General features: G+C 70.7%; 18 protein-coding genes. 12 read left to right on the plus strand and 6 right to left on the minus strand.

What is annotated here, in order from left to right; genetic code table 11:
- Positions 1–613: 613 nt before the first annotated feature.
- A complete protein-coding gene (locus tag LGI35_RS38395; protein WP_227299038.1) occupies positions 614–1780 on the plus strand; it encodes a PP2C family protein-serine/threonine phosphatase in 1167 nt (388 codons plus the stop codon).
- 100 nt (positions 1781–1880) lie between these two features.
- Here LGI35_RS38395 and LGI35_RS38400 read toward each other — a convergent pair whose 3' ends face one another.
- Positions 1881–2354, minus strand: coding sequence for an Hsp20/alpha crystallin family protein (locus LGI35_RS38400; RefSeq protein WP_227299039.1), 474 nt, complete (start codon positions 2352–2354; stop codon positions 1881–1883).
- A gap of 232 nt (positions 2355–2586) precedes the next feature.
- On the opposite strand from LGI35_RS38400, the gene LGI35_RS38405 reads away from it, so the two are divergent.
- From LGI35_RS38405 to LGI35_RS38415, 3 genes are read left to right on the plus strand one after another with little or no spacing between them, the layout of a single operon-like run.
- A complete protein-coding gene (locus LGI35_RS38405; RefSeq protein WP_227299040.1) occupies positions 2587–5142 on the plus strand; it encodes an ATP-dependent Clp protease ATP-binding subunit in 2556 nt (851 codons plus the stop codon).
- 43 nt (positions 5143–5185) lie between these two features.
- On the plus strand, positions 5186–5461 hold the full coding sequence (locus tag LGI35_RS38410) for a hypothetical protein (protein WP_227299041.1): 276 nt from the start codon (positions 5186–5188) through the stop codon (positions 5459–5461).
- A gap of 40 nt (positions 5462–5501) precedes the next feature.
- Entirely contained in the window at positions 5502–5963 is a 462-nt protein-coding gene (locus LGI35_RS38415; RefSeq protein ID WP_227299042.1) for a GreA/GreB family elongation factor, read from the plus strand.
- A 10-nt stretch (positions 5964–5973) separates the two neighbouring features.
- Here LGI35_RS38415 and LGI35_RS38420 read toward each other — a convergent pair whose 3' ends face one another.
- The 4 genes from LGI35_RS38420 to LGI35_RS38435 form a co-directional block, all read right to left on the minus strand.
- Positions 5974–6903 carry a LysR family transcriptional regulator gene (locus LGI35_RS38420; protein WP_227299043.1) on the minus strand — a complete coding sequence of 310 codons (930 nt, stop codon included), beginning with the start codon at positions 6901–6903 and terminating at the stop codon, positions 5974–5976.
- 76 nt (positions 6904–6979) lie between these two features.
- The gene (gene fdhD, locus LGI35_RS38425; protein WP_227299044.1) at positions 6980–7816 is read right to left on the minus strand and encodes a formate dehydrogenase accessory sulfurtransferase FdhD; all 837 of its coding nucleotides are present in this window, start codon (positions 7814–7816) and stop codon (positions 6980–6982) included.
- Positions 7817–7899: 83 nt separating this feature from the next.
- The gene (locus LGI35_RS38430; RefSeq protein ID WP_227299045.1) at positions 7900–9099 is read right to left on the minus strand and encodes an MFS transporter; all 1200 of its coding nucleotides are present in this window, start codon (positions 9097–9099) and stop codon (positions 7900–7902) included.
- Between the two features lie 105 nt (positions 9100–9204).
- Positions 9205–11499: an FdhF/YdeP family oxidoreductase gene (locus LGI35_RS38435; protein WP_227299046.1), complete on the minus strand. Its 2295-nt coding sequence runs from the start codon at positions 11497–11499 to the stop codon at positions 9205–9207.
- Between the two features lie 536 nt (positions 11500–12035).
- Between LGI35_RS38435 and moaA the strand changes: the two genes are divergently transcribed.
- From moaA to LGI35_RS38465, 6 genes are all read left to right on the plus strand, one after another.
- On the plus strand, positions 12036–13013 hold the full coding sequence (gene moaA / locus LGI35_RS38440; RefSeq protein ID WP_227300697.1) for a GTP 3',8-cyclase MoaA: 978 nt from the start codon (positions 12036–12038) through the stop codon (positions 13011–13013).
- A gap of 58 nt (positions 13014–13071) precedes the next feature.
- Positions 13072–13329, plus strand: a complete 258-nt coding sequence (locus LGI35_RS38445) for a DUF6457 domain-containing protein (protein ID WP_376596143.1) — start codon at positions 13072–13074, stop codon at positions 13327–13329.
- Positions 13326–14582 (plus strand): molybdopterin molybdotransferase MoeA, encoded by a 1257-nt coding sequence (locus LGI35_RS38450; RefSeq protein WP_227299047.1) that lies wholly within the window; start codon positions 13326–13328, stop codon positions 14580–14582. The genes LGI35_RS38445 and LGI35_RS38450 overlap by 4 nt, the downstream gene beginning before the upstream one ends.
- 86 nt (positions 14583–14668) lie before the next feature.
- Positions 14669–14932: a MoaD/ThiS family protein gene (locus LGI35_RS38455; protein ID WP_227300698.1), complete on the plus strand. Its 264-nt coding sequence runs from the start codon at positions 14669–14671 to the stop codon at positions 14930–14932.
- A gap of 92 nt (positions 14933–15024) precedes the next feature.
- Positions 15025–15471: a molybdenum cofactor biosynthesis protein MoaE gene (locus LGI35_RS38460; RefSeq protein ID WP_227299048.1), complete on the plus strand. Its 447-nt coding sequence runs from the start codon at positions 15025–15027 to the stop codon at positions 15469–15471.
- Positions 15472–15750: 279 nt separating this feature from the next.
- The gene (locus LGI35_RS38465; RefSeq protein ID WP_116505817.1) at positions 15751–16446 is read left to right on the plus strand and encodes a L,D-transpeptidase family protein; all 696 of its coding nucleotides are present in this window, start codon (positions 15751–15753) and stop codon (positions 16444–16446) included.
- A 100-nt stretch (positions 16447–16546) separates the two neighbouring features.
- Here LGI35_RS38465 and LGI35_RS38470 read toward each other — a convergent pair whose 3' ends face one another.
- A complete protein-coding gene (locus tag LGI35_RS38470; RefSeq protein WP_227299049.1) occupies positions 16547–17338 on the minus strand; it encodes a GNAT family N-acetyltransferase in 792 nt (263 codons plus the stop codon).
- 541 nt (positions 17339–17879) lie between these two features.
- Between LGI35_RS38470 and LGI35_RS38475 the strand changes: the two genes are divergently transcribed.
- On the plus strand, positions 17880–18308 hold the full coding sequence (locus LGI35_RS38475; RefSeq protein ID WP_227299050.1) for a hypothetical protein: 429 nt from the start codon (positions 17880–17882) through the stop codon (positions 18306–18308).
- Positions 18309–18424: 116 nt separating this feature from the next.
- Positions 18425–19291 (plus strand): hypothetical protein, encoded by an 867-nt coding sequence (locus tag LGI35_RS38480; protein ID WP_227299051.1) that lies wholly within the window; start codon positions 18425–18427, stop codon positions 19289–19291.
- Positions 19292–19340 lie beyond the last annotated feature (49 nt).

Here is a 19340-nt window from a genome sequence, read left to right on the forward strand (position 1 = left end):
CACAGTGGCCCGACCGGGAATCGCGGTGGCATGGACGACACAGTCAGCAGCCGGAACCGGCGCGAACCGCATGCCGTCGAGGAGCTGATCGCCGAGCAGCGCCGCAGGATCCGTGAGTACGTCGCACTGCGGGAGCGGCAGACGGGCGGGCCGGGCACGGGGGAGGTACCGGAACAGGCCGCGACCGGGGTGCCGCCGTGCGAGGCGAAGGACCTCTTCGACGCGATGCCGGTACCGGGGCTGCTGATCGAACCGGTCCTCGCCGCCGACGGAACGCTGGACTTCCTCTACGCGGGGCAGAACGAGGCGTGCCGCCGGTACGCCGACGCTGTCGCGCCCGCGTGGGAGTCGTGGTACCAGCCATGGCCGGGACTTGTGCGCCTGTTCGACCTGTTCCCCAGCATGGAGACCAGCGCGGTGCCGCGCCTGCTCGCCGACGCGTACCGGACGGGCCGGCCGCAGGGGCCGGCGTCCGGGGAGTGGTTCGTGCACGCGCCTGACGGAGACGTCGTGCGCATCAGCAACGAGGTACGGGCCGCCCGTTGCGGCGGCCACCTGCTGCTGACCTGGGAACGGGGGGCACCGCGCGGCACTGGCCTGGGCCGCCCAGCGGATGGCCCGGGCCTGCTGGGCGGAGTGGAACCTCAGCGACAGTGCGGTCCTCGGGTCGTACGGGCTGCAGCAGGTCCTCGGCCTCTCTTCCGAGGCACCCGTGCCCGGCCTCCCGGACCTGGCGGCGATGACCGATCCGGGGGACCGGGGCACCCTCTACGAGGTGCTGTACGACGTGATCCTTCGGGGTCGCAGCGCGGAGTGCGAACTGACCCTGACGCGGGTGCCGGCCCGGATCGTGCGGTTCTCGGCCGAACCCGTGCGGCTCCAGGGCGGCCCCGTCTGGGGAGTGCGCGGCGTCATCATGGACATCACCCGCGGCCGGTGCAGCCGGGACCGCGCCCAGCACGCCGAACAGGAGGCTGACTCGGCGCGGAAGCGCGCCCGGGGCCTCGCCGACGTGGCCGTCACACTGCGCGAAGCGGTGGTGCCCCGTTTCGCGAACGAGCTCGCCCCCTTGGGCCTCGAGACCGCGGCGGTGTACTGCCCGGACCCCGATGCCGCCGGAGTGGGCGGAGACTGGTTCAAGGCCCGCGCGCTGCCCAGCGGCCGGGCGCTCCTCGCGATCGGCGACGCGCGCGGGCACGGTCTGGAGGCGGTCACCCTCATGGCCAAGCTCCGCTACGCCCTGGCCGGCCTGGCCTACACCGACGAGCCGGTCGAGAAGCTGACCGCCTGGCTCAACCATGTCGCCTGCGACGACGGGCGGGAGTCCACCGCCACCGCCGTCGTGGCCCGCTTCCACCCCGCTCAGTCGCTCCTGCGCTGGGTGTGCGCCGGCCACCCTCAGCCCGTACTGGTGCGCGAAGGAAGCGCCTGCCTGCTCCAACACCCGCCCAGCGGGCCGGGGTTGGAGCTCGGAGTCGTACCGGGGGAGCCGTACACCGCGACGGAGACGACACTGTCGGTGGGCGATGTGGTGCTGATGTACACCGACGGGCTCGTCGAGCGGCGCGGCAGCGACCTCGACACCGACACGGCGCGCCTGCTGCGTGTGGTGGAACGCCTGGCCCGAGGAGGCATCGCGCCCGGCCGCGACGGCCTGGAGCGCTACGGGCAGGCCGTCGCGCAGGACATGGCCGGTGCGCACCAGACCGACGACGCGACGCTGCTCCTCGTGCGCTGCATGCCCGTGCCGACGGCGCCGCCCGGCGGGCCCGAGCGCTGACCCCCGCCGACGGGTCTTCCTCGCCGACAGGACGTCCGTGCCGGGCAGGGGGACACTGAGAAGGGCAGGGTGTTCGGCCCTTTCTTTTCGTTGCCTTCGGCTACTTGTCGGTGTCTTCGGCGCGGATTTCGATCGTTCGCCGCGTCACCGCCGCGGTCTTCGGCAGGCGCAGCGTCAGAACGCCGTCCGCCATATCCGCCTGGATACGATCGATATCCACATCACCGGGAACGCGAACTCCATAGGAAAAGGTCCCTGACCGGCGACGCAGGGCATTTCCGTCCGTGGTTTCCTCGACGGAGCCGGAGATGTGCAGTTCCCTGCCGTCCACCTCCACGTTCACGCGCTCACGGCGGACGCCGGGCAGTTCCGCGCGCACCACGTAAGCGACTCCCGAATCCGCTTCCTCCACCACGGGCATCCAGTGCTGCGAAGGGCCGGCCGGCTGCGAAGAGCGCTCCAGCAGACGACTCACCTCGCCCCACAGGTGCTGGAGCTCCGATGCCGGGTCGGCCCCGGCCCACCAGGCAGTTCGTGCCGGATGTGACCGCGTGACGTCTGCGCGTTCATCCATGATGTGCTCTCCGACCCTCCATCGACTCATCCGGCGCTCACCCGCCGGATTCCCTGACGACAGCCTGCGTCCCGGGCCTGCCGCCCGCAAATAGGTTCACGCCATCGGGCCGTATTCCCCGACCGGCCACTGACGTGATTCCGGCGCTCAGGCGGGCCGATTTCGCTGCTGTTGCGGCCCAGCTGACATCGCGCTTGAGTTGAACCAATCTCTCTCGGCACCAGGAGCTGGCATGTCGATGTCCTTCGGTTCGGGGTTCGGCTCGTCCGACCCCTTCAGCGACTTGTTCAACCGGTTCTTCGGAATGTCGCCGGCTTCCTCACCGCCGGCCGTCCAACGCGTGCCGATCGGAAGGTTGTTGACGGATTCTTCGCAGGAGCTCCTCAATCTCGCCGCTCGGAAAGCGATCGAGGACGGTACTTCCGATCTGGACACCGAGCACCTGCTCTGGGCGACCACGAAGATCGATCCGACACGGAAGCTGCTCTCCCAGATCGGAGTGGACCCCGAGACGCTGTCGACGGAAGTCGCCGCGGTCCTGCCGCAGGAGTCCGGCCAGCCGTCGGCGGAGCCCGGACTCACCCCGGCGGCCAAGCGCACGCTCCAGGCCGCCTACTCGCACTCGCAGGCGGCCGGGGCCTCGTACATAGGCCCCGAGCACATCCTCGCGGCGCTCCTGAGCGACTCCGACAGCGGCGCCGCCCGACTGCTGCGCGCGCAGGGCTTCAGCCCGGACCGCCTGGAGGGCCTCGCGGACCAAGCGTCCCGCACGGAGGGGGCCGCGGAGGCGAAGAAGCCGGCGACGACCCTCGACGAGTACGGCAGGGACCTGACGGAGGACGCGAAGGCCGGAATGCTCGACCCGGTGGTGGGGCGGGCCGACGAGATCGAGCAGACCGTCGAGATCCTCTCGCGGCGCTCCAAGAACAACCCCGTACTCATCGGCGAACCCGGCGTCGGGAAGACCGCCATCGTGGAGGGCCTGGCCCAGCGCATCGTGGCGGGCGAAGTCCCGGAAACCCTCAAGGACAAGCGAGTTGTCTCCCTCGACCTCTCCGGCATGGTGGCCGGCGCGCAGTACCGCGGCCAGTTCGAGGAGCGCCTGAAGAAGGTCATCGAGGACGTCCAGCAGGCCGGCGGCAGCATCATCCTGTTCATCGACGAGCTGCACACCGTCGTGGGCGCGGGAGCGACCGGCGAGGGCGCCATGGACGCGGGCAACATGCTGAAGCCCGCCCTCGCGCGTGGTGAGCTGCAGCTCGTGGGCGCGACGACCATCGACGAGTACCGCAGGCACATCGAGAAGGACGCGGCGCTGGAGCGCCGCTTCCAGCCCGTACTGATTCCGGAGCCGACCGTCGAGCAGACCGTGCAGATCCTGGAGGGGCTGCGCGACGCGTACGAGGCCCACCACCAGGTCCGCTTCGCCGACGGTGCCCTCGCGGCGGCCGCCGAGCTCTCCGACCGCTACATCAGCGACCGGTTCCTCCCCGACAAGGCCATCGACCTGATGGACCAGGCAGGCGCGCGCGTGCGGCTGCGCAGCGCCGGGCGCTCCACCGAGGTCGTCAGCCGCGAGGACCGCATCGCCAAACTGCGGCGCGAGCAGCAAGAGGCCGTGGCCGGTGAGGACTTCGAGAAGGCGTCGGAGTTCAAGCGGCAGATCACCGAGCTGGAGGGCGAACTCGCCGGCATCGAGGAGCGGCGCGAGGGCGTCGTCTCGGTCACCGAGGCGGACATCGCCGACGTCGTCTCCCGCCGCACCGGCATCCCCGTCTCCCAGCTCACCGCGAGCGAGAAGGAGAAGCTCCTCAACCTCGAGGCGGAGATGCACTCGAGGATCGTCGGCCAGAACGAGGCGGTCACCGCGGTCTCCGAGGCCGTGCGGCGCAACCGCGCGGGCATGGGCGACCCCAACCGCCCCGTGGGTTCCTTCCTCTTCCTGGGCCCCACCGGCGTCGGCAAGACCGAACTCGCGAAGACTCTCGCCGACCTGCTGTTCGGCGACGAGGATCACATGATCCGCTTCGACATGAGCGAGTTCCAGGAGAAGCACACCGTCGCCCGCCTCGTCGGCGCCCCTCCCGGATACGTCGGTTACGAGGAGGCCGGCCAGCTCACCGAGAAGGTCCGCCGGCAGCCGTACAGCGTCGTGCTGTTCGACGAGGTCGAGAAGGCACACCCCGACGTCTTCAACACCCTGCTCCAGATCCTCGACGACGGACGTCTCACCGACGGCCAGGGCCGCACGGTCGACTTCCGCCACTGCGTCATCATCATGACGTCGAACATCGGCGCCCACCGGATCCTCGCGCACCACGGCGACGTGTCCGAGATCAAGGGCGATCTGATGGAGGATCTGCAGGGCAGGTTCCTGCCCGAGTTCCTCAACCGCATCGACGACATCATCATCTTCCACGGCCTCACCGAGGACGACCTGTCGCAGATCGTGGACCACCTCCTGAACCAGAGCAAGCGCCGGGTGCTGGGCCAGGGCATGACCCTGGACGTCACCGAGGCGGCCAAGAAGCTGCTCGTCGCCCATGGCCACCAGCCGGAGTTCGGCGCGCGTCCGCTGCGGCGGACGATCCAGGCCGAACTCGACAACCGGATCGCGTCGATCCTGCTGAGCGGCGACGCGGAGCCCGGGGACACCATCGTCGCGGACGTGGAGAACGACACCATCCACTGCACCGTGCGCAAGGACGACGCCGCGGAGGGCGCGAAGGCCGAAGGCGCCGCGGAGGAACCCCCCGCGGGCGAGGCGCGGCAGACTCCCGACGCCTGATCCGGTCGGGCGCGCCTGACGGCGCCTGAACCAAGGAGGACACATGGTCCATCACCACAAGTCCAACCGAGCTGTCGAGGGCGACCCCGACGCCCGACGGGGCATGCCCCTGCGCCCCAACATGGACGAACTGGAAAGGCGCACCCAGGAGGACCTGCGAGACGTCGGGCTGCGCGTGAAGAAGCCCGAGCGGCCCGCGAAGCAGTACGAGGCGATCCAGAACCAGGTCGACCGCGAGGTCGACAGCGGCGAGATGCCGAGCGGGAAGATGTCCCGGGCGCAGCGGGACGCCTTCCCGCCGACCCGCTACGACAGGTGAGCTTCCCGCACACCGGCCACGACGAGCGAAGAGAGCAGGAATGAGCGGAGAGCCCGAACCGATGAGCGCCACCGAGCGCCGCGCACTCGAGCAGGAACTCGCCGACGTGACGGCCGAACGCAACGCGGACGCCGCCACGTTGCAGGACACCACCGAGGTGGGCGACCACGCAGACCAGGCCGACGAGTTGATCCGCTCCGACGAGGTGGACCGCCTCGACGCGCGCATCGACGAGATCAAGGTGCGCCTGCGCGGCGCCGCCGACGCGGGCGCGCCCAGCACGGACGTGGTCGGCGTGGGCAGCACGGTCGAGGTGCGGTACGCGGACGGCTCGGTGGCGACCGTCCAGATCGGCGAGGGCGCGGCGGTCCTCGACCAGACACTGGTCACCGCCGACAGTCCGCTCGGCAGCGCGCTGCTGGGACACCGGGCCGGCGACAGCGTCAGCTATGACGCGCCGGACGGGCGGGCGACGGTCACGGTCGTGTCCATCGGCGAGTAGCCGGACACGTCTACGGGCCGCCGCGATCTCCCGGGAGGCGTTCCAGCGCGGTCGCCACATCGGTGTGCCGGGCGACTTCCACCAGTGCGCGGGCCATGACCGAACCCGGCTCGCGGGCCGTGACCACCAGACCGACCGGCACCGTCCGGGCGGGCTCGACGAGCGGCACGGCCCGCATGCCGTGCGGGACGCCGAAGACATGCAGCCACGCGTGCGGCACGATGCTCGCCCACCGGCCCGTCCTGACATGGGCGAACAGGGCGCCCACCGAGTCGGTCTCGATCCGGGGCGACGGCCGGGTCCCGGCCTCGGCGAACACCTCGTCCAGCACCCGGCGCCCCTGCATCGAGTCGGTCAGCAGGCACAGCGCCAGCCGCGACGCCTCCGCCCACGTCGCCGTCGTCCGATGCGCCAGGGCATCGGCGGCCGTGATCAGGAGCACGTACCGCTCGTCGTACAGCGGGACGGTGTGGAAGTGCTCCGCAAGGTCCGCGTGCAGATAGGTGATCCCGGCGTCGATCTCGAAGTTCTGCAACTGCCTCAGGATGTCCCGCGACTGCAGATCCGCTATCACTTCGACGGTCACCAGCGGGTGCTCCGCGCAGAACGGGCCGGTCAGCAGGGAGACCGCGCCGGACGCGGTCGGTACCGAGCCGATCCGCATCCTGCCGTTCAGCCCGGTGCGCAGCGCGCCGACCTCGTCCTTGAGCGCGTCGCGATCGGCCAGGATCCGCTGCGCCCACACCACGATGCGCTCACCCTCGGGCGTGAGGCCCTCGTACTTGCGGCCGCGCCGGACCAGGGGCACGTCCAGCTCCTCCTCCAGTTTGCGGATCGCCTCGGAGAGGGCGGGCTGGGAGACGTAACAGGCCTGGGCGGCGCGGGCGAAGTGGCGCTCCCGCGAGAGGGCCACCAGGTACTCGAGTTGGCGAAACAGCACGCCACGGGTCTACCCGACGGCTCAGGGGAAAGCCAATCGGGCTCGCTGGCCGCCGGACGAGTCACCGCTCGGGACATCAGCCCACGGGCACCTGCGCCAGCCGCTCGGCACCGGTGTAGACGTTCATCGAGGTGCCGCGCAGGAAGCCGATCAGGGTCAGCCCGCTCTCGGCGGCGAGGTCCACGGCGAGCGACGACGGGGCGGAGACGGCCGCCAGCATCGGGATTCCGGCCATCAGCGCCTTCTGCACCAGCTCGAAGGAGGCCCGGCCGCTCACCATCAGTACGGTCTCGCGCAGTGGCAGCAGCCCCTCGCGCAGCGCGTGGCCGACGACCTTGTCGACGGCGTTGTGGCGGCCGACGTCCTCGCGCAGGCACAGCATCTCCCCGTCGGCGCCGAACAGCGCGGCGGCGTGCAGACCGCCCGTGCTGTCGAACACCTTCTGGGCCGCCCGCAGCCGGTCCGGCAGCGCGGTCACCAGCTCGGGGCCGACGCGCAGGGGGTCTCCGGAGACGGTCCACGCCGCCGAGGTGCGTACCGCGTCCAGGCTCGCCTTGCCGCACAGCCCGCACGAGGACGTCGTGTAGAAGTTCCGCTCGAGAGAGGCGTCAGGGGCGGCCACGCCGGGGCCCAGGGCCACATCCACGACGTTGTACGTGTTGCCGCCGTCGGACGTGGCGCCCGCGCAGTAGCGGATCCCGGCCACATCGCCGGCGGAGTGCACCACGCCCTCGCTCACCAGGAACCCGGCCGCGAGATCGAAGTCGTCGCCCGGTGTCCGCATGGTCACCGTGAGCGGACGGCCGCCCACCCTGATCTCCATCGGCTCCTCGACGGCCATCGTGTCAGGCCGGTACGAGGACACCCCGTCCCGAACTCGCAGCACACGCCGCCGCGCGGTCACGCGTCCCATGATGTTGCTCCTCTCCTCGGAGCAGTACTCCGATGGTGTCGACGATATGACTCATGTGCGGACCTCGTCCTGCGGCCGTGCCATCAGGGAAGACTCAGACGGCTGTGCCGCGCTGTCACGGCCAGGCACAGCAGGCCCACGGCCGCCATGCCCGCCAGGAGCTCCGGGTAGGGGGCGGTGCCGGCGCCCGCCGTGAGGGCCAGCAGGAGCGGTGTGAGGAAGCCGCTGTAGGTGGCGCCCTGGTAGAGGACCGCCGTCGAGGGGTGGGCCTTCGGCGGCATGAGCCGTTCGATCTCCCTCAGACCCGCCGCCAGGGTCAGCCCGTATCCGGCGCCGAGCAGGGCCGCGGCGGCCATCACCAGACCCGCGGAGTTCTGGTGCGCGGCGAACGCGCCCACCGTCAGTCCGCCGATCACGGTGACCATGGCGGCCAAGGTGGCCCGCGCGCTGTGCGCATGGTCCAGCCATACGGCCAGGGGCTGGGCGACGATGCCCATCGTGAGCGTCAGCGCCGTCACGAGACCGCTGAAGAGCGGCGCGTAGCCGGGAACCCGGTTGGCCACCAGCGGCGGCAGCACGACGTACGCCACGGTCGCGGCGCCGAACACCGCCGGGCTCGCGGGAAGCACCACCCACAGGAAGCGTCTGTTCCTGACGACCGCCCGGTGCCGTTCCACGGCGCGGGACGTCACCGGGGCGGACCCGGGCATCGGCGCCGTCTCCGGTACGCGCCTGGTCACGCCGAGCACGAGCAGGACCAGCAGGCAGTGGGCGAGACCGGGCAGCACCATCGGGTGCGGCAGCCACTCGGCGAGCGCGCCCGCCGTCACCGCACCGGCCGCGAAGCCGCCACCGGTGGCGTACGTCGCGCGCCGGTCGCCGGCATCCGCGCACCCGGCCGCGGCCGACAGCTCCCGAAGCCATGTGGTGCCCGCGGTCAGGACGACACCCGCCGCGAATCCGGTGGCCGCCCGGCTCACGTAGACGACGTACGGGCTCAACGGCGCCGCAGCCAGCAAGGCGCTCGCGACAGCGGACAGGGCCAGGGCGGGGCGGACCGTGAGGCATCGGCCCAGCCGGTCCGCGGCCGGGCCGCCGAGCAGCAGACCGGGCAGGAGCCCCAGCAGGTAGGTGGTGAACATCGCGGCGACCGGGACGGCAGGCCAGTGCTCCTGCGTCCGGTACACCACAGCGAGCGGGGTGAACTGGTTCGCGCCCCACGCGGCGGCGAACACCGCGGCCGCCGCCGGAAGCCAGCCGAGGGCGGCGCGAGATGCGGGCATGCGGCCAAGTACCTTTCTGAACACAGTGCTTCGGCCCGCCGTCACGGCGGGCGCTCCGAGGACTCCGGCACTCCCCGAACCTCTCCGGGAGTGCCGGGTGCCGGGTCAGCTCGGGGCGGCGACGGGCTCCAGTCGCACCACAACTCCCTTGGAGGTGGGGCAGTTGCTGATGTCGGCGACGCTGTCCAGCGGGACCAGGACGTTCGTCTCGGGGTAGTAGGCCGCGGCGGACCCAGGGCTCGCCGGGTAGGCGACGACCTTGAAGTTCTCGGCGCGGCGCTCCCTGTCGTCGTGCCAGACGCTGACCAGGTCGACCATGTCGCCGTCCTCGATGCCGAGCAGCTTCAGGTCGGCGGGGTTCACCATGACGACACGGCGGGCGTTGTGGATGCCGCGGTAACGGTCGTTGGGCGCGTACCAGATGGTGTTCCACTGGTCGTGCGAGCGCAGCGTCTGCAGCAGCAGATGGCCCTCGGGCACATGCGGCATCGTGAACTCGTTCTGCGTGAACACGGCCTTGCCGCTGGGGGTGTTGAAGACGCCGCGGTTGGCCGGGTTCGGCAGGTTGAAGCCACCCGGTGCGGAGACACGCTCGTTGAAGTCCTCGAAGCCCGGGACGACGCGGGAGATCCGGTCGCGGACGGTGCCGTAGTCGTCCTCGAAGCCCTGCCACGGGATGCCGTACTTGTCACCGATGGTCGCGAGGGCCATGCGGCTGATGATGGCGACCTCGCTGAGCAGGTGCGGGGAGGCCGGTGGCAGCTTGCCGCGGGAGGCGTGCACGTCGCTCATCGAGTCCTCGACGGTGATGAACTGCTCGCCGGTGGCCTGGAAGTCCTTGTCGCTGCGGCCCAGGGTGGGCAGGATCAGCGCGGTCTCGCCGCACACCGTGTGAGAGCGGTTCAGCTTCGTCGAGACGTGGGCCGTCAGGCTGCAGTTGCGCATCGCCTGCTCGGTGACCTCGCTGTCGGGGGTGGCCCGAACGAAGTTGCCGGCGACGCCGAGGAAGAACCTGGCGCGCTTCTCGTACATGGCGCGGATGCCGTCGACGGCGTCCAGGCCGTGGTGGCTGGGCGGCGTGAAACCGAACTCCTTGCCCAGGGAGTCCAGGAACTTCTGCGGCATCCGCTCCCACACGCCCATCGTGCGGTCGCCCTGCACGTTGCTGTGGCCGCGCACCGGGCACGCGCCCGCGCCCGGCTTGCCGATGTTGCCGCGCAGCATCAGGAAGTTGATGACTTCACGGATGGAGGGGACGCCGTGCTTGTGCTGGGTGAGCCCCATCGCCCAGCACACGATGACCGACTCGGCCTTCAGCACGCGCTCGAAGACCTCGTCGATCTCCTCACGGGACAGGCCTGTGGCGTCGTAGATGTGCTCCCAGGTCACCTGGCGCGCGTGCTTCTCGAAGGCCTCGAAGCCGATGGTGTTCTTCTCGATGAAGGCGTGGTCGACGACCGTGCCCGGGTTGGCGTCCTCGGCCTCCAGGAGCAGCAGGTTCAGCGCCTGGAACAGGGCGAGGTCGCCGCCGGCCCTGATGTGCAGGAACTGGTCGGCGATCTGCGTGCCCTTGCCGATGATGCCGCGCGGGCGCTGCGGGTGTTTGAAGCGGAGCAGGCCGGCCTCGGGGAGCGTGTTGACGGCGACGATCTTGCCGCCGTTGCGCTTGGTCTCTTCCAGGGAGGACAGCATGCGCGGGTGGTTGGTGCCCGGGTTCTGGCCCACGACGAAGACCAGGTCGGAGTTCTCCAGGTCGTCGAGCGAGACCGTGCCCTTGCCGATACCCAGGGTCTCCGACATCGCGGAGCCACTGGACTCGTGGCACATGTTGGAGCAGTCCGGCAGGTTGTTGGTGCCGTATGCGCGGGCGAAGAGCTGGAGGAGGAACGCGGCCTCGTTGTTGAGGCGGCCGGAGACGTAGAAGAGGGCCTCGTCGGGGGAGGTGAGCTGCTTGAGCTCCTCGGCGAGGATGCCGAACGCCTCGTCCCAGCCGATCGGTTCGTAGTGGGTCGCGCCGGGGCGCTTGACCATCGGCTCGGTCAGCCGGCCCTGCTGGTTGAGCCAGTAGTCCGACTTGGAGTCCAGGTCGGCGATCGAGTGCTCGCGGAAGAAGTCACGGGTGACGCGGCGCGAGGTGGCCTCGTCGTTGATGTGCTTGGCGCCGTTCTCGCAATACTCGTTCATGTGCCGCTTGCCCGGCGCGGGCTCGGGCCAGGCACAGCCGGGGCAGTCGATGCCCTTGGCCTGGTTGATGTTCAGCAGCGTCAGCATGGTGCGGCGCGGGGACGTCTGGCTGAGGGAGTACTCCAGCGCGTGCGTCACGGCGGGGAGACCCGTCGCCCAGGTCTTGGGGGGCGTGACCGTCAGGTCGTCGGCCGGGTCCTCGATGCTGCTGCTCATGATCTGGTCTGCCTCTTTCTTCCATGCACCTGGGTGGACGGGTCCCCGGGAACCGGCGGCCTGTTTTCCGTGTTCGCTTTTACGCGGTTTACCCACGCGCGCCGGTCACGTTTTACGCCTCATCGCCGCGAGAGAAGCTTCCTGCAATCCAGGGGCGCCGTCAAAGAGGCATTTCCGATCGCCTGATAGGTCTCGCTTATCAGCGCGCATCCCTTGTCCTACCTGGGATCTGAGGCCTGATAGCCCTGACCGATGATGCCATTGAGAACCCCTCTTTGACTTCTCCGGGAAGTCTTCCGATGATGATCGACGAGTGAGGAATGGGTGGAGTGAGGAAAGGTGTCGGATTCCGACCCCTGGATAATTCGCGAAGCCTGGTCTCTAATGTTTCACCAACCCTGGCTTCCGGTATTTCCTGGGAGGGCGCAACCGTGCTTGATCACAGCGACGATCCGACCGATCCCGGTCTGTCCCGGCACCACACCCCGAAGTGGCTTCCCGGCCGTGAGGACCGGCTCGGCGTTCCGTCGCCCCTCGTGGACCGCTTCGGGCGGGTCCACACGGACCTGCGGGTCTCCCTGACCGACCGCTGCAACCTGCGATGCACGTACTGCATGCCGGCCGAGGGGCTGAACTGGCTGCCCCGTGCCGAAGTCCTCACCGACGACGAGGTCGTACGTCTGGTCCGTATCGGCACCGAGCGCCTCGGGATCACCGAGGTCCGGCTGACCGGTGGTGAGCCGCTGCTGCGTCGGGGCCTGCCCGGTCTGGTGGCCCGACTGTCCGCCCTGGATCCGGCCCCGGAACTGTCGATCACCACCAACGGCATCGGCCTGGCGCGCAGTGCCGTCGCCCTGCGCGAGGCCGGGCTCGGCCGGGTCAACGTCAGCCTCGACACACTGCGCCCGGAGCGGTTCGCCGAGATCACCCGGCGCGACCGGATCAAGGACGTACTGGCCGGGCTCTCGGCCGCGCGTGACGCAGGCCTGAACCCCGTGAAGATCAACGCGGTGCCGGTGCGGGGGGTCAACGACGACGAGATCGTCGACCTGACCGCGTTCGCGGCGGAGAACGGCTACCGGATGCGGTTCATCGAATCGATGCCGCTCGATGCCCAAGGCGCCTGGGACCGGGACCGGATGGTGACCGCCGCGGAGGTCCTCGACCGGCTCGGTGAGCGCTTCGAACTGGTGCCGGTCGTACGGCAGGACAACGCGCCCGCGGAGGAGTGGCGGATCGCCGGCACGGACGCCCTGGTGGGTGTCATCGCCAGTGTCACCCGACCGTTCTGCGGCACCTGCGACCGCGTGCGGCTGACGGCGGACGGGCAGTTGCGCAACTGCCTCTTCGCCACCGAGGAGTCCGACCTGCGGGCCCTGCTGCGTCGGGGCGCCGACGACGCGACGGTGGAGGCGGCCTGGCGGACCTCGGTCGGCGGCAAGGGCCCCGGCCACGCGATCGACAGCCCGGAGTTCCGCCGCCCGGAACGCCCGATGTCGGCCATCGGAGGCTGACGGGCCCGGGGCCACCCAAGACGACGACGGGCCGAAGACACGAACAAAGGTGAGCTGGATGCGTAGATGGATCGAGGACGTCAAGTCCGAACTCGGCGTCGACCTTGACGTCGATGTCGCCGAACTGCTCGACATGACCAAGGTCGTCGCCCATGGTGTGGCCCGCCCGGCGGCGCCACTGACCTCGTTCCTGGTCGGCTATGCCGCCGCGCAGGCGGGAGGCGGGCCCGAGGCCGTCGCCGAGGCGAACCGCAGGGTGACGGCGCTGGCCGAGCGCTGGGCCGCCGAGCCCGAGAACGGCGCGGGCACCGCATGACCCCGGCAGGCACACACACCCTGGCCGGCACCCGGACGGCGGGAGCGGCAGCAGACACTCACCTGGCCTGGGAACAGGCCCGGCAGACAGCACGGGACTGTGTCGGACAGCCCCTGCCGGTCGTCACGCGGTCCCTGGCGGACGCGCTCGGCCACGCTCTGGCCCAACCGCTGACGGCCCTCACCGATCTGCCGCCGTTCGACACGTCCGCGATGGACGGCTGGGCCGTGGCCGGACCGGGACCATGGCTGGTGGGCGGCGCCGCCGTCCTCGCCGGCGACCGGTCTGAGCCGCTCGGCGACTACGGCACCGCCGTCCCCATCGCCACCGGCGCCCGACTGCCGACGGGCGCAACGGCCGTACTGCGAAGGGAACACGGGGAGTTCGACTCGGAGAGCGGCACGCTGCACGATCGCTCCGACGGGCCCGGCTCGGTGGCTCCGGGCCGCGACATCCGGCCGCGTGGCCAGGAGTGCCACGGGGGCGAGGCGTTGATCCCGGCCGGTGTCACGGTGACCCCCGCAGTGCTGGGACTCGCAGCGGCGGCCGGGTACGACCGGCTCGCCGTGCACAGCCGCCCGACCGTCGAACTGCTGGTACTGGGCGACGAGTTGCTGGAGTCCGGCCTGCCCCGGCGGGGGCGGGTACGCGACGCGCTCGGCCCCATGCTGCCTCCATGGCTGCGAAGTTGCGGCGCCGACGTGATCGGCAGCCGCCGAGTGGCGGACGACTTGGGACTGCTGCGGGAGGCCGTACAGGACTCGCCGGCCGATGTCGTCGTCACCACCGGCAGCACCGCCGCCGGCCCGGTGGACTTCCTGCACGCCACCCTCGAAGAGGCGGGCGCCCGCCTGCTCGTCGACTCCGTCGCCGTACGACCCGGCCACCCCATGCTGCTCGCCGAGCTGCCGCCGACCCCCGACGGCCGGATCCGCCGGCTGGTCGGCCTGCCAGGCAACCCGCTTGCCGCCGTCGCCGGCACGGTGACACTGGCCGCGCCGCTGCTGCGCCGCCTCGGCGGCCACGCGGACGCGGATCCCTGCCGGATGCGTGCCGCCGCCCCGCTGCCCGGACACCCACGGGACACCCGGCTGCTGCCGGTGCGACGCACGCACCACGAAGTGGCGCCGCTCCCGTTCGACGGCCCGGCGATGCTGCGTGGGCTGGCGTTCGCCGACGGCCTCGCGGTCGTCCCGCCCGGAGGCGTGCCCGCCGGGGCCGGCATGGAGGTCTTGGAGGTACCCGGACCGTGACCGTGTGGGAACACCCAACGACAACGGCGAACGGAACGACGGATCAGAGCAGTTCGACAACAGGAGGCACAGCTGTGGCGACGCCGATGACGCCCGCCGGCACCATCCGCTACTGGGCAGCGGCCAAGGCGGCGGCCGGTACGGCGGAGGAGCCCCACCGCGCGACGACACTCGCGGAAGCGCTGGAACAGGTCCGTTCCCGGCACGAAGACCGTCCTCGGCTGGCGCGGGTGCTCGGCTACTGCTCGTTCCTCGTGGACGGCCGCCCGGTCGGCGGCCGCGACCACGCTTCGGTCCACCTCGCCCCGGGGGGAACGATCGAGGTGCTGCCCCCGTTCGCGGGCGGCTGATCCGGCCCAACACCGCACATACAGAACGAAGTTCACGCCAACGGCCTCACGTGCGGCGCAACATCCCGCACCGTCCACCCTAGGAACGAACCATGCCGCACGCCCCGGACCCCTCCGGCCATCCCGTACGACTGCTCGCAATCCGCGACACCCCGCTCTCACTCGACGAGGTGTACGAGGCCGTGGGCGATGCCACCGCCGGAGGCACCGCCGTCTTCGTCGGCACCGTCCGCAACCACGACGTCGGCAGGTCGGTGGAGGCCCTCGAATACAGCGCCCACCCCGCGGCGGAGAGCGAATTGCGCCGGGTCGCCGAGAAGGTCGCCGCAGACTTCCCGGTCAGCGCCCTCGCCGCCGTCCACCGGACGGGCCGGCTGGACATCGGCGACGTCGCCGTGATCGCGGCGGTCTCCTGCCCGCACCGCGCGGAGGCCTTCGCCGCCTGCGCCCGCCTCGTCGAGGACCTCAAGCACGAGGTACCGATCTGGAAGCACCAGTTCTTCCCGGACGGCGAAGAGGAGTGGGTCGGCGCCTGCTGACGCTCCTCCGCCGGTCACCTTGAGCGTGTGGTCGGGGCGACCGGCGTCGGCACCGTCTTCCGGAGCACCGTGCAGGACGCCGGGACGAAGATCGCGACGCCGAGGCGGCGATCGCCCCGCACCGGCACCCTTCCCCGCAGCCCTCACCGGGCAGGCTCCGGAAATGTCACCATTGGGTACCGGTCCGGGCACGGCTGCAACCTGCGCGACCCGCAACCGGTCTCTCTGGCAGAGAAACACGTCAGGCGCATCGAGCGCCCTGCCAGGAGGAGCCCTGCCATGGGGGACATACGCAGACGGGGAGCCGTCGCACTGGGGATCACCGGACTCGTCGCACCGCTGACACTCGCGCTGGGCGCCGCGCCCGCGCAGGCCGCGAGCTGTACGACGTCGACCGGTCCCTACCAGAAGCAGGTGGAGGGGTTCCTCGGCCGGCCGGTCGACGGGAAGCAGTCCGCCGCGGACTGCAAGGCCGTCCAGGCCTTCCAGAACAAGCACGGGATCAGCCCGAACATCGGCTACGCGGGGCCTGTCACGTGGGGCGTGATGGACCTGATGAACAAGCAGAAGGCCGTCGGCGGCAATCCCAACAAAGACGGCAAATGCCCCGTCAACAAGGGGCGCATCGCCTGCGTGAACCTGACGCTTCAGCTCAGCTGGATCCAGGACGGCAAGAACCTCGTCTACGGGCCGGTACCGGTCCGCACCGGCCGTGACGGCTACGAGACCCGCACCGGCCTGAAGAAGATCTACTGGCGGCACATCGACCACGTGTCGAGCATCTACAACGTGCCCATGCCCTACAGCCAGTTCTTCGACGGCGGCCAGGCCTTCCACTCGGTCGGCGTGAGCATGTGGAACCCGCCCGGCTCGCACGGCTGCGTCAACATGACCAGCACCACCGCGAAGAAGTACTGGTCCCTGCTGAAGACGGGCGACGACGTCTACGTCTACGGCCGCAAGCCGGGCACCTGAGCCCGCCGGGCTGCCGGCAGTTCCCCGCTGTTCCCCTTCCCCTCTTCTCACGCCGTCCAGGTGCGGGAATTGACGGACAGTCATGGCCGCTGCGGCCGGCTCACGCCGTGAGCCGGCCGTGCGTCGCCGGGCACCCGGCCGCGTAGTGAACGTATTCGTGGACCAGGCGGAAGCCGGCGGTCCAGGCGAGCAGTCGGCTGGCGCGGTTGAGGACCGAGCAGTTCCAAGTAGGAGCGTGTCCGCGTGCGGCGATGTCCGCGCACAGGGCCGTGACACAGGCCAGAGCCAGTCGGTGGCGGCGGTGATCCGGGGCTGTGAACACCGCCACCTCCTCGTGACGGGTGCCGCGGAAGTACGTACAGGCGATGGCCAGCACGTGGCCCTTCCTGTCCGTGGTCGCCCAGCCGTGGCCGGAGGTGGCGAGACCCGGCGGACCTCCCCAACTCGTATGAATCCAGGCCGCGTCGGGGCCGAGCGCCTGCACGGCGTCGGTGTCGGCGGGTTCGAGGCGGCGCAGGGTCACGCCGCGGGGGGTGGTGACGGGCTGGGGTTCCGCCCGCAGCGTCCACACCATCCGTTCCCAGGGGGCGAACCGGTCGAAGGCGGCACCGAGGGTGGGCAGGAAGTCGGCCGGGGCGTCGATGCAGTGGTTCGCCAGCGGAGCCAGGGCTTCGGGCGTGAGCGCGTCCGGAGTACCCCGGAGCAGGGCGTGCCCGGCGCAGGAAACGGCGATCGCGCGTGGGCGGATCACTCGGTCCGCCCACCATCGGCCGTTGCCGGTGGCGAGGGCGTGCTCGCCGACGGCGGCCGGGCCCGGGGCGTGTGAGGGGAACCAGTTCGTGAGGGTGGGTGATTGGTGGGGTACGGGAGAGGGGCGCCGGACGTGGGTCACGGCGCCCCTCTGGTTACGGAATGCGCGTCAGCGGACGGCTGACGCGGGCGATTCCGTACAGCGGGGCGGGCGACGGAACGCCCGATGGGGCGGCCGGTCGACGTGGAGCCACTCGCTGTTCTCGGGATCCATGGAAGAGCTTCCAGCGGGCCCCGGGCAAGCTCGACCACCGTTCCCTGACGCACCCCTGACATGCGCATACGTGGCCTTGATCCGCGTCTCCCCGACAGGCCGCGCGCCGAGGACGTCAAGGTCTCGTCAAACAGGCCTGAAGCGGCGTCAGGAGGGCGTCAACGCGGGCCGCTCGTGGCCGAATCCGGTCGCAGACTGGGCGACACGGGGGCGGGTGATCGTCCGTGGTGTGACCGGGGGAGGGCTCATGACCATCACGGTGGGAACCGCAAGCGGTCCTGAAGCGGAGGAGAGGGCCGTCGCCCCTCCACCCCGGGGACCGGGCGCCCCGCCACGGGGTGCATCCGGTCCGCGGCCTCGAGGGGGGCCGCGGACCGATGGCCCCTGGCGGCGCCTCCGTCGTGAGACCGTGGCCGCGCGGGCCGCTCTGCGCCGCCGTTTCTGGGCCACCGTGCCCGCGCGGCTGCGCCTACTGCGCGCGGCCACGGTCTCGCTCGCCGCCGTCCTGGCCCTGCTGCTCGCCCTCGCCGGGGTCGGTCTCACCGGCACCTGGGACGCCGTCGAGGGCCGTGACGCGCCCCGCACCACCAGCGCCGCCGCCCTCGACCTCGCGCTCAACGACATGGACGCGCAGGCCGCCAACATCCTGTTGTCCAGCGGCAATGCGGGCAAAGGGAGATTGGACACGCCGTACGAGAAGGCGGTCGGCTTCTACGGTGATTCCCGCCGCGACATCGGACACGACCTGCGGACGCTCGCCGTCGCCGCGCAGGGCGACCGCACCGACGAGCACACGGTGGAGGCCCTCACCGACGACTCGCCGCATACCAGGAGCTGATCGGGCGCGCCCTGGAGAACGACGGCCATCGCGGTGGGAAGACGGCCGCTCTCGCCGACCACCGCAAGGCCACCGATCTTCTGCGCACCCGACTCCTGCCGGGTGCAGGCGAGTTGGTGGCCTCCAACGATCGGGCGTTCGACGCCCGCTACAGCCAAGCCCGTTCGGCCCTGCGGGGTGAGCTCGTCGCTGTTCTGGTGCTGGGCGTGCTTCTCCTCGTCGTCCTCGTCGTCCTTCAGTGGTATCTGGCACGCCGCTTCCACCGCATCCTCAACCCCGGCGTCCTCGGCGCCACGGTCTGCACCCTGCTCGCCGTCCTCCTCGGCGCGCAGGTGATCTCCGCCTCCGCCGGGCACCTGCGCGTCGCTCGCCACGACGCGTTCGACTCCGTCGTCGCACTGTCCCGGGCCCGAGCGATCGCGTACGACGCGAACGCCGACGAGAGCCGCTATCTCCTCGACCCCGAGCGCCGCGGCAGGTACGAGCGGGCGTTCCTCGAAAAGTCGCAGCAGCTCTACGGTCTCCGGGGCGCGACCCTCACGTCGTACGACGCCGAACTCGCCACCACCTGGCAGGCGTACCGCGCCGACCGGCGAGATCTCCGCTTCACGGGTGAGTTCCGGCGCGAGCTCGACAACATCACCTTCGCCGGGGAGCAGTCGGCGGCCGAGGAGACGGTGGAGGCGTACGCCGTCTACGAGCGGGACGACCGCAGGATCCGGGCCCTGCTGGCGGCCGGCAAGGAGCGCGAGGCGGTCGAGTTCTGCATGGGATGGGAGGCGGGCACCTCCAACGCGCACTTCGGTGCGTGGATGACCGCCCTCGACAAGGTGACCGACATCAACCGGCAGCACTTCACCACATCCGTACGGGACGGCAGGTCCGCTGTGACCGAGCAACTCCCAGGGGGTTGCGCTCTGTTGCTCGCGGCGATGGCGCTCACGTGTTTGGGGCTGCGGCCGCGGTTCGCCGAGTTCCGCTGAGGGGCGCCGGCCGGAGGGCGTCAAGAGGGTGTCAAGGTCCACCTGAGGA

Origin of the sequence: Streptomyces longhuiensis (assembly GCF_020616555.1) — a bacterium.
Lineage (GTDB): Bacteria > Actinomycetota > Actinomycetes > Streptomycetales > Streptomycetaceae > Streptomyces > Streptomyces longhuiensis.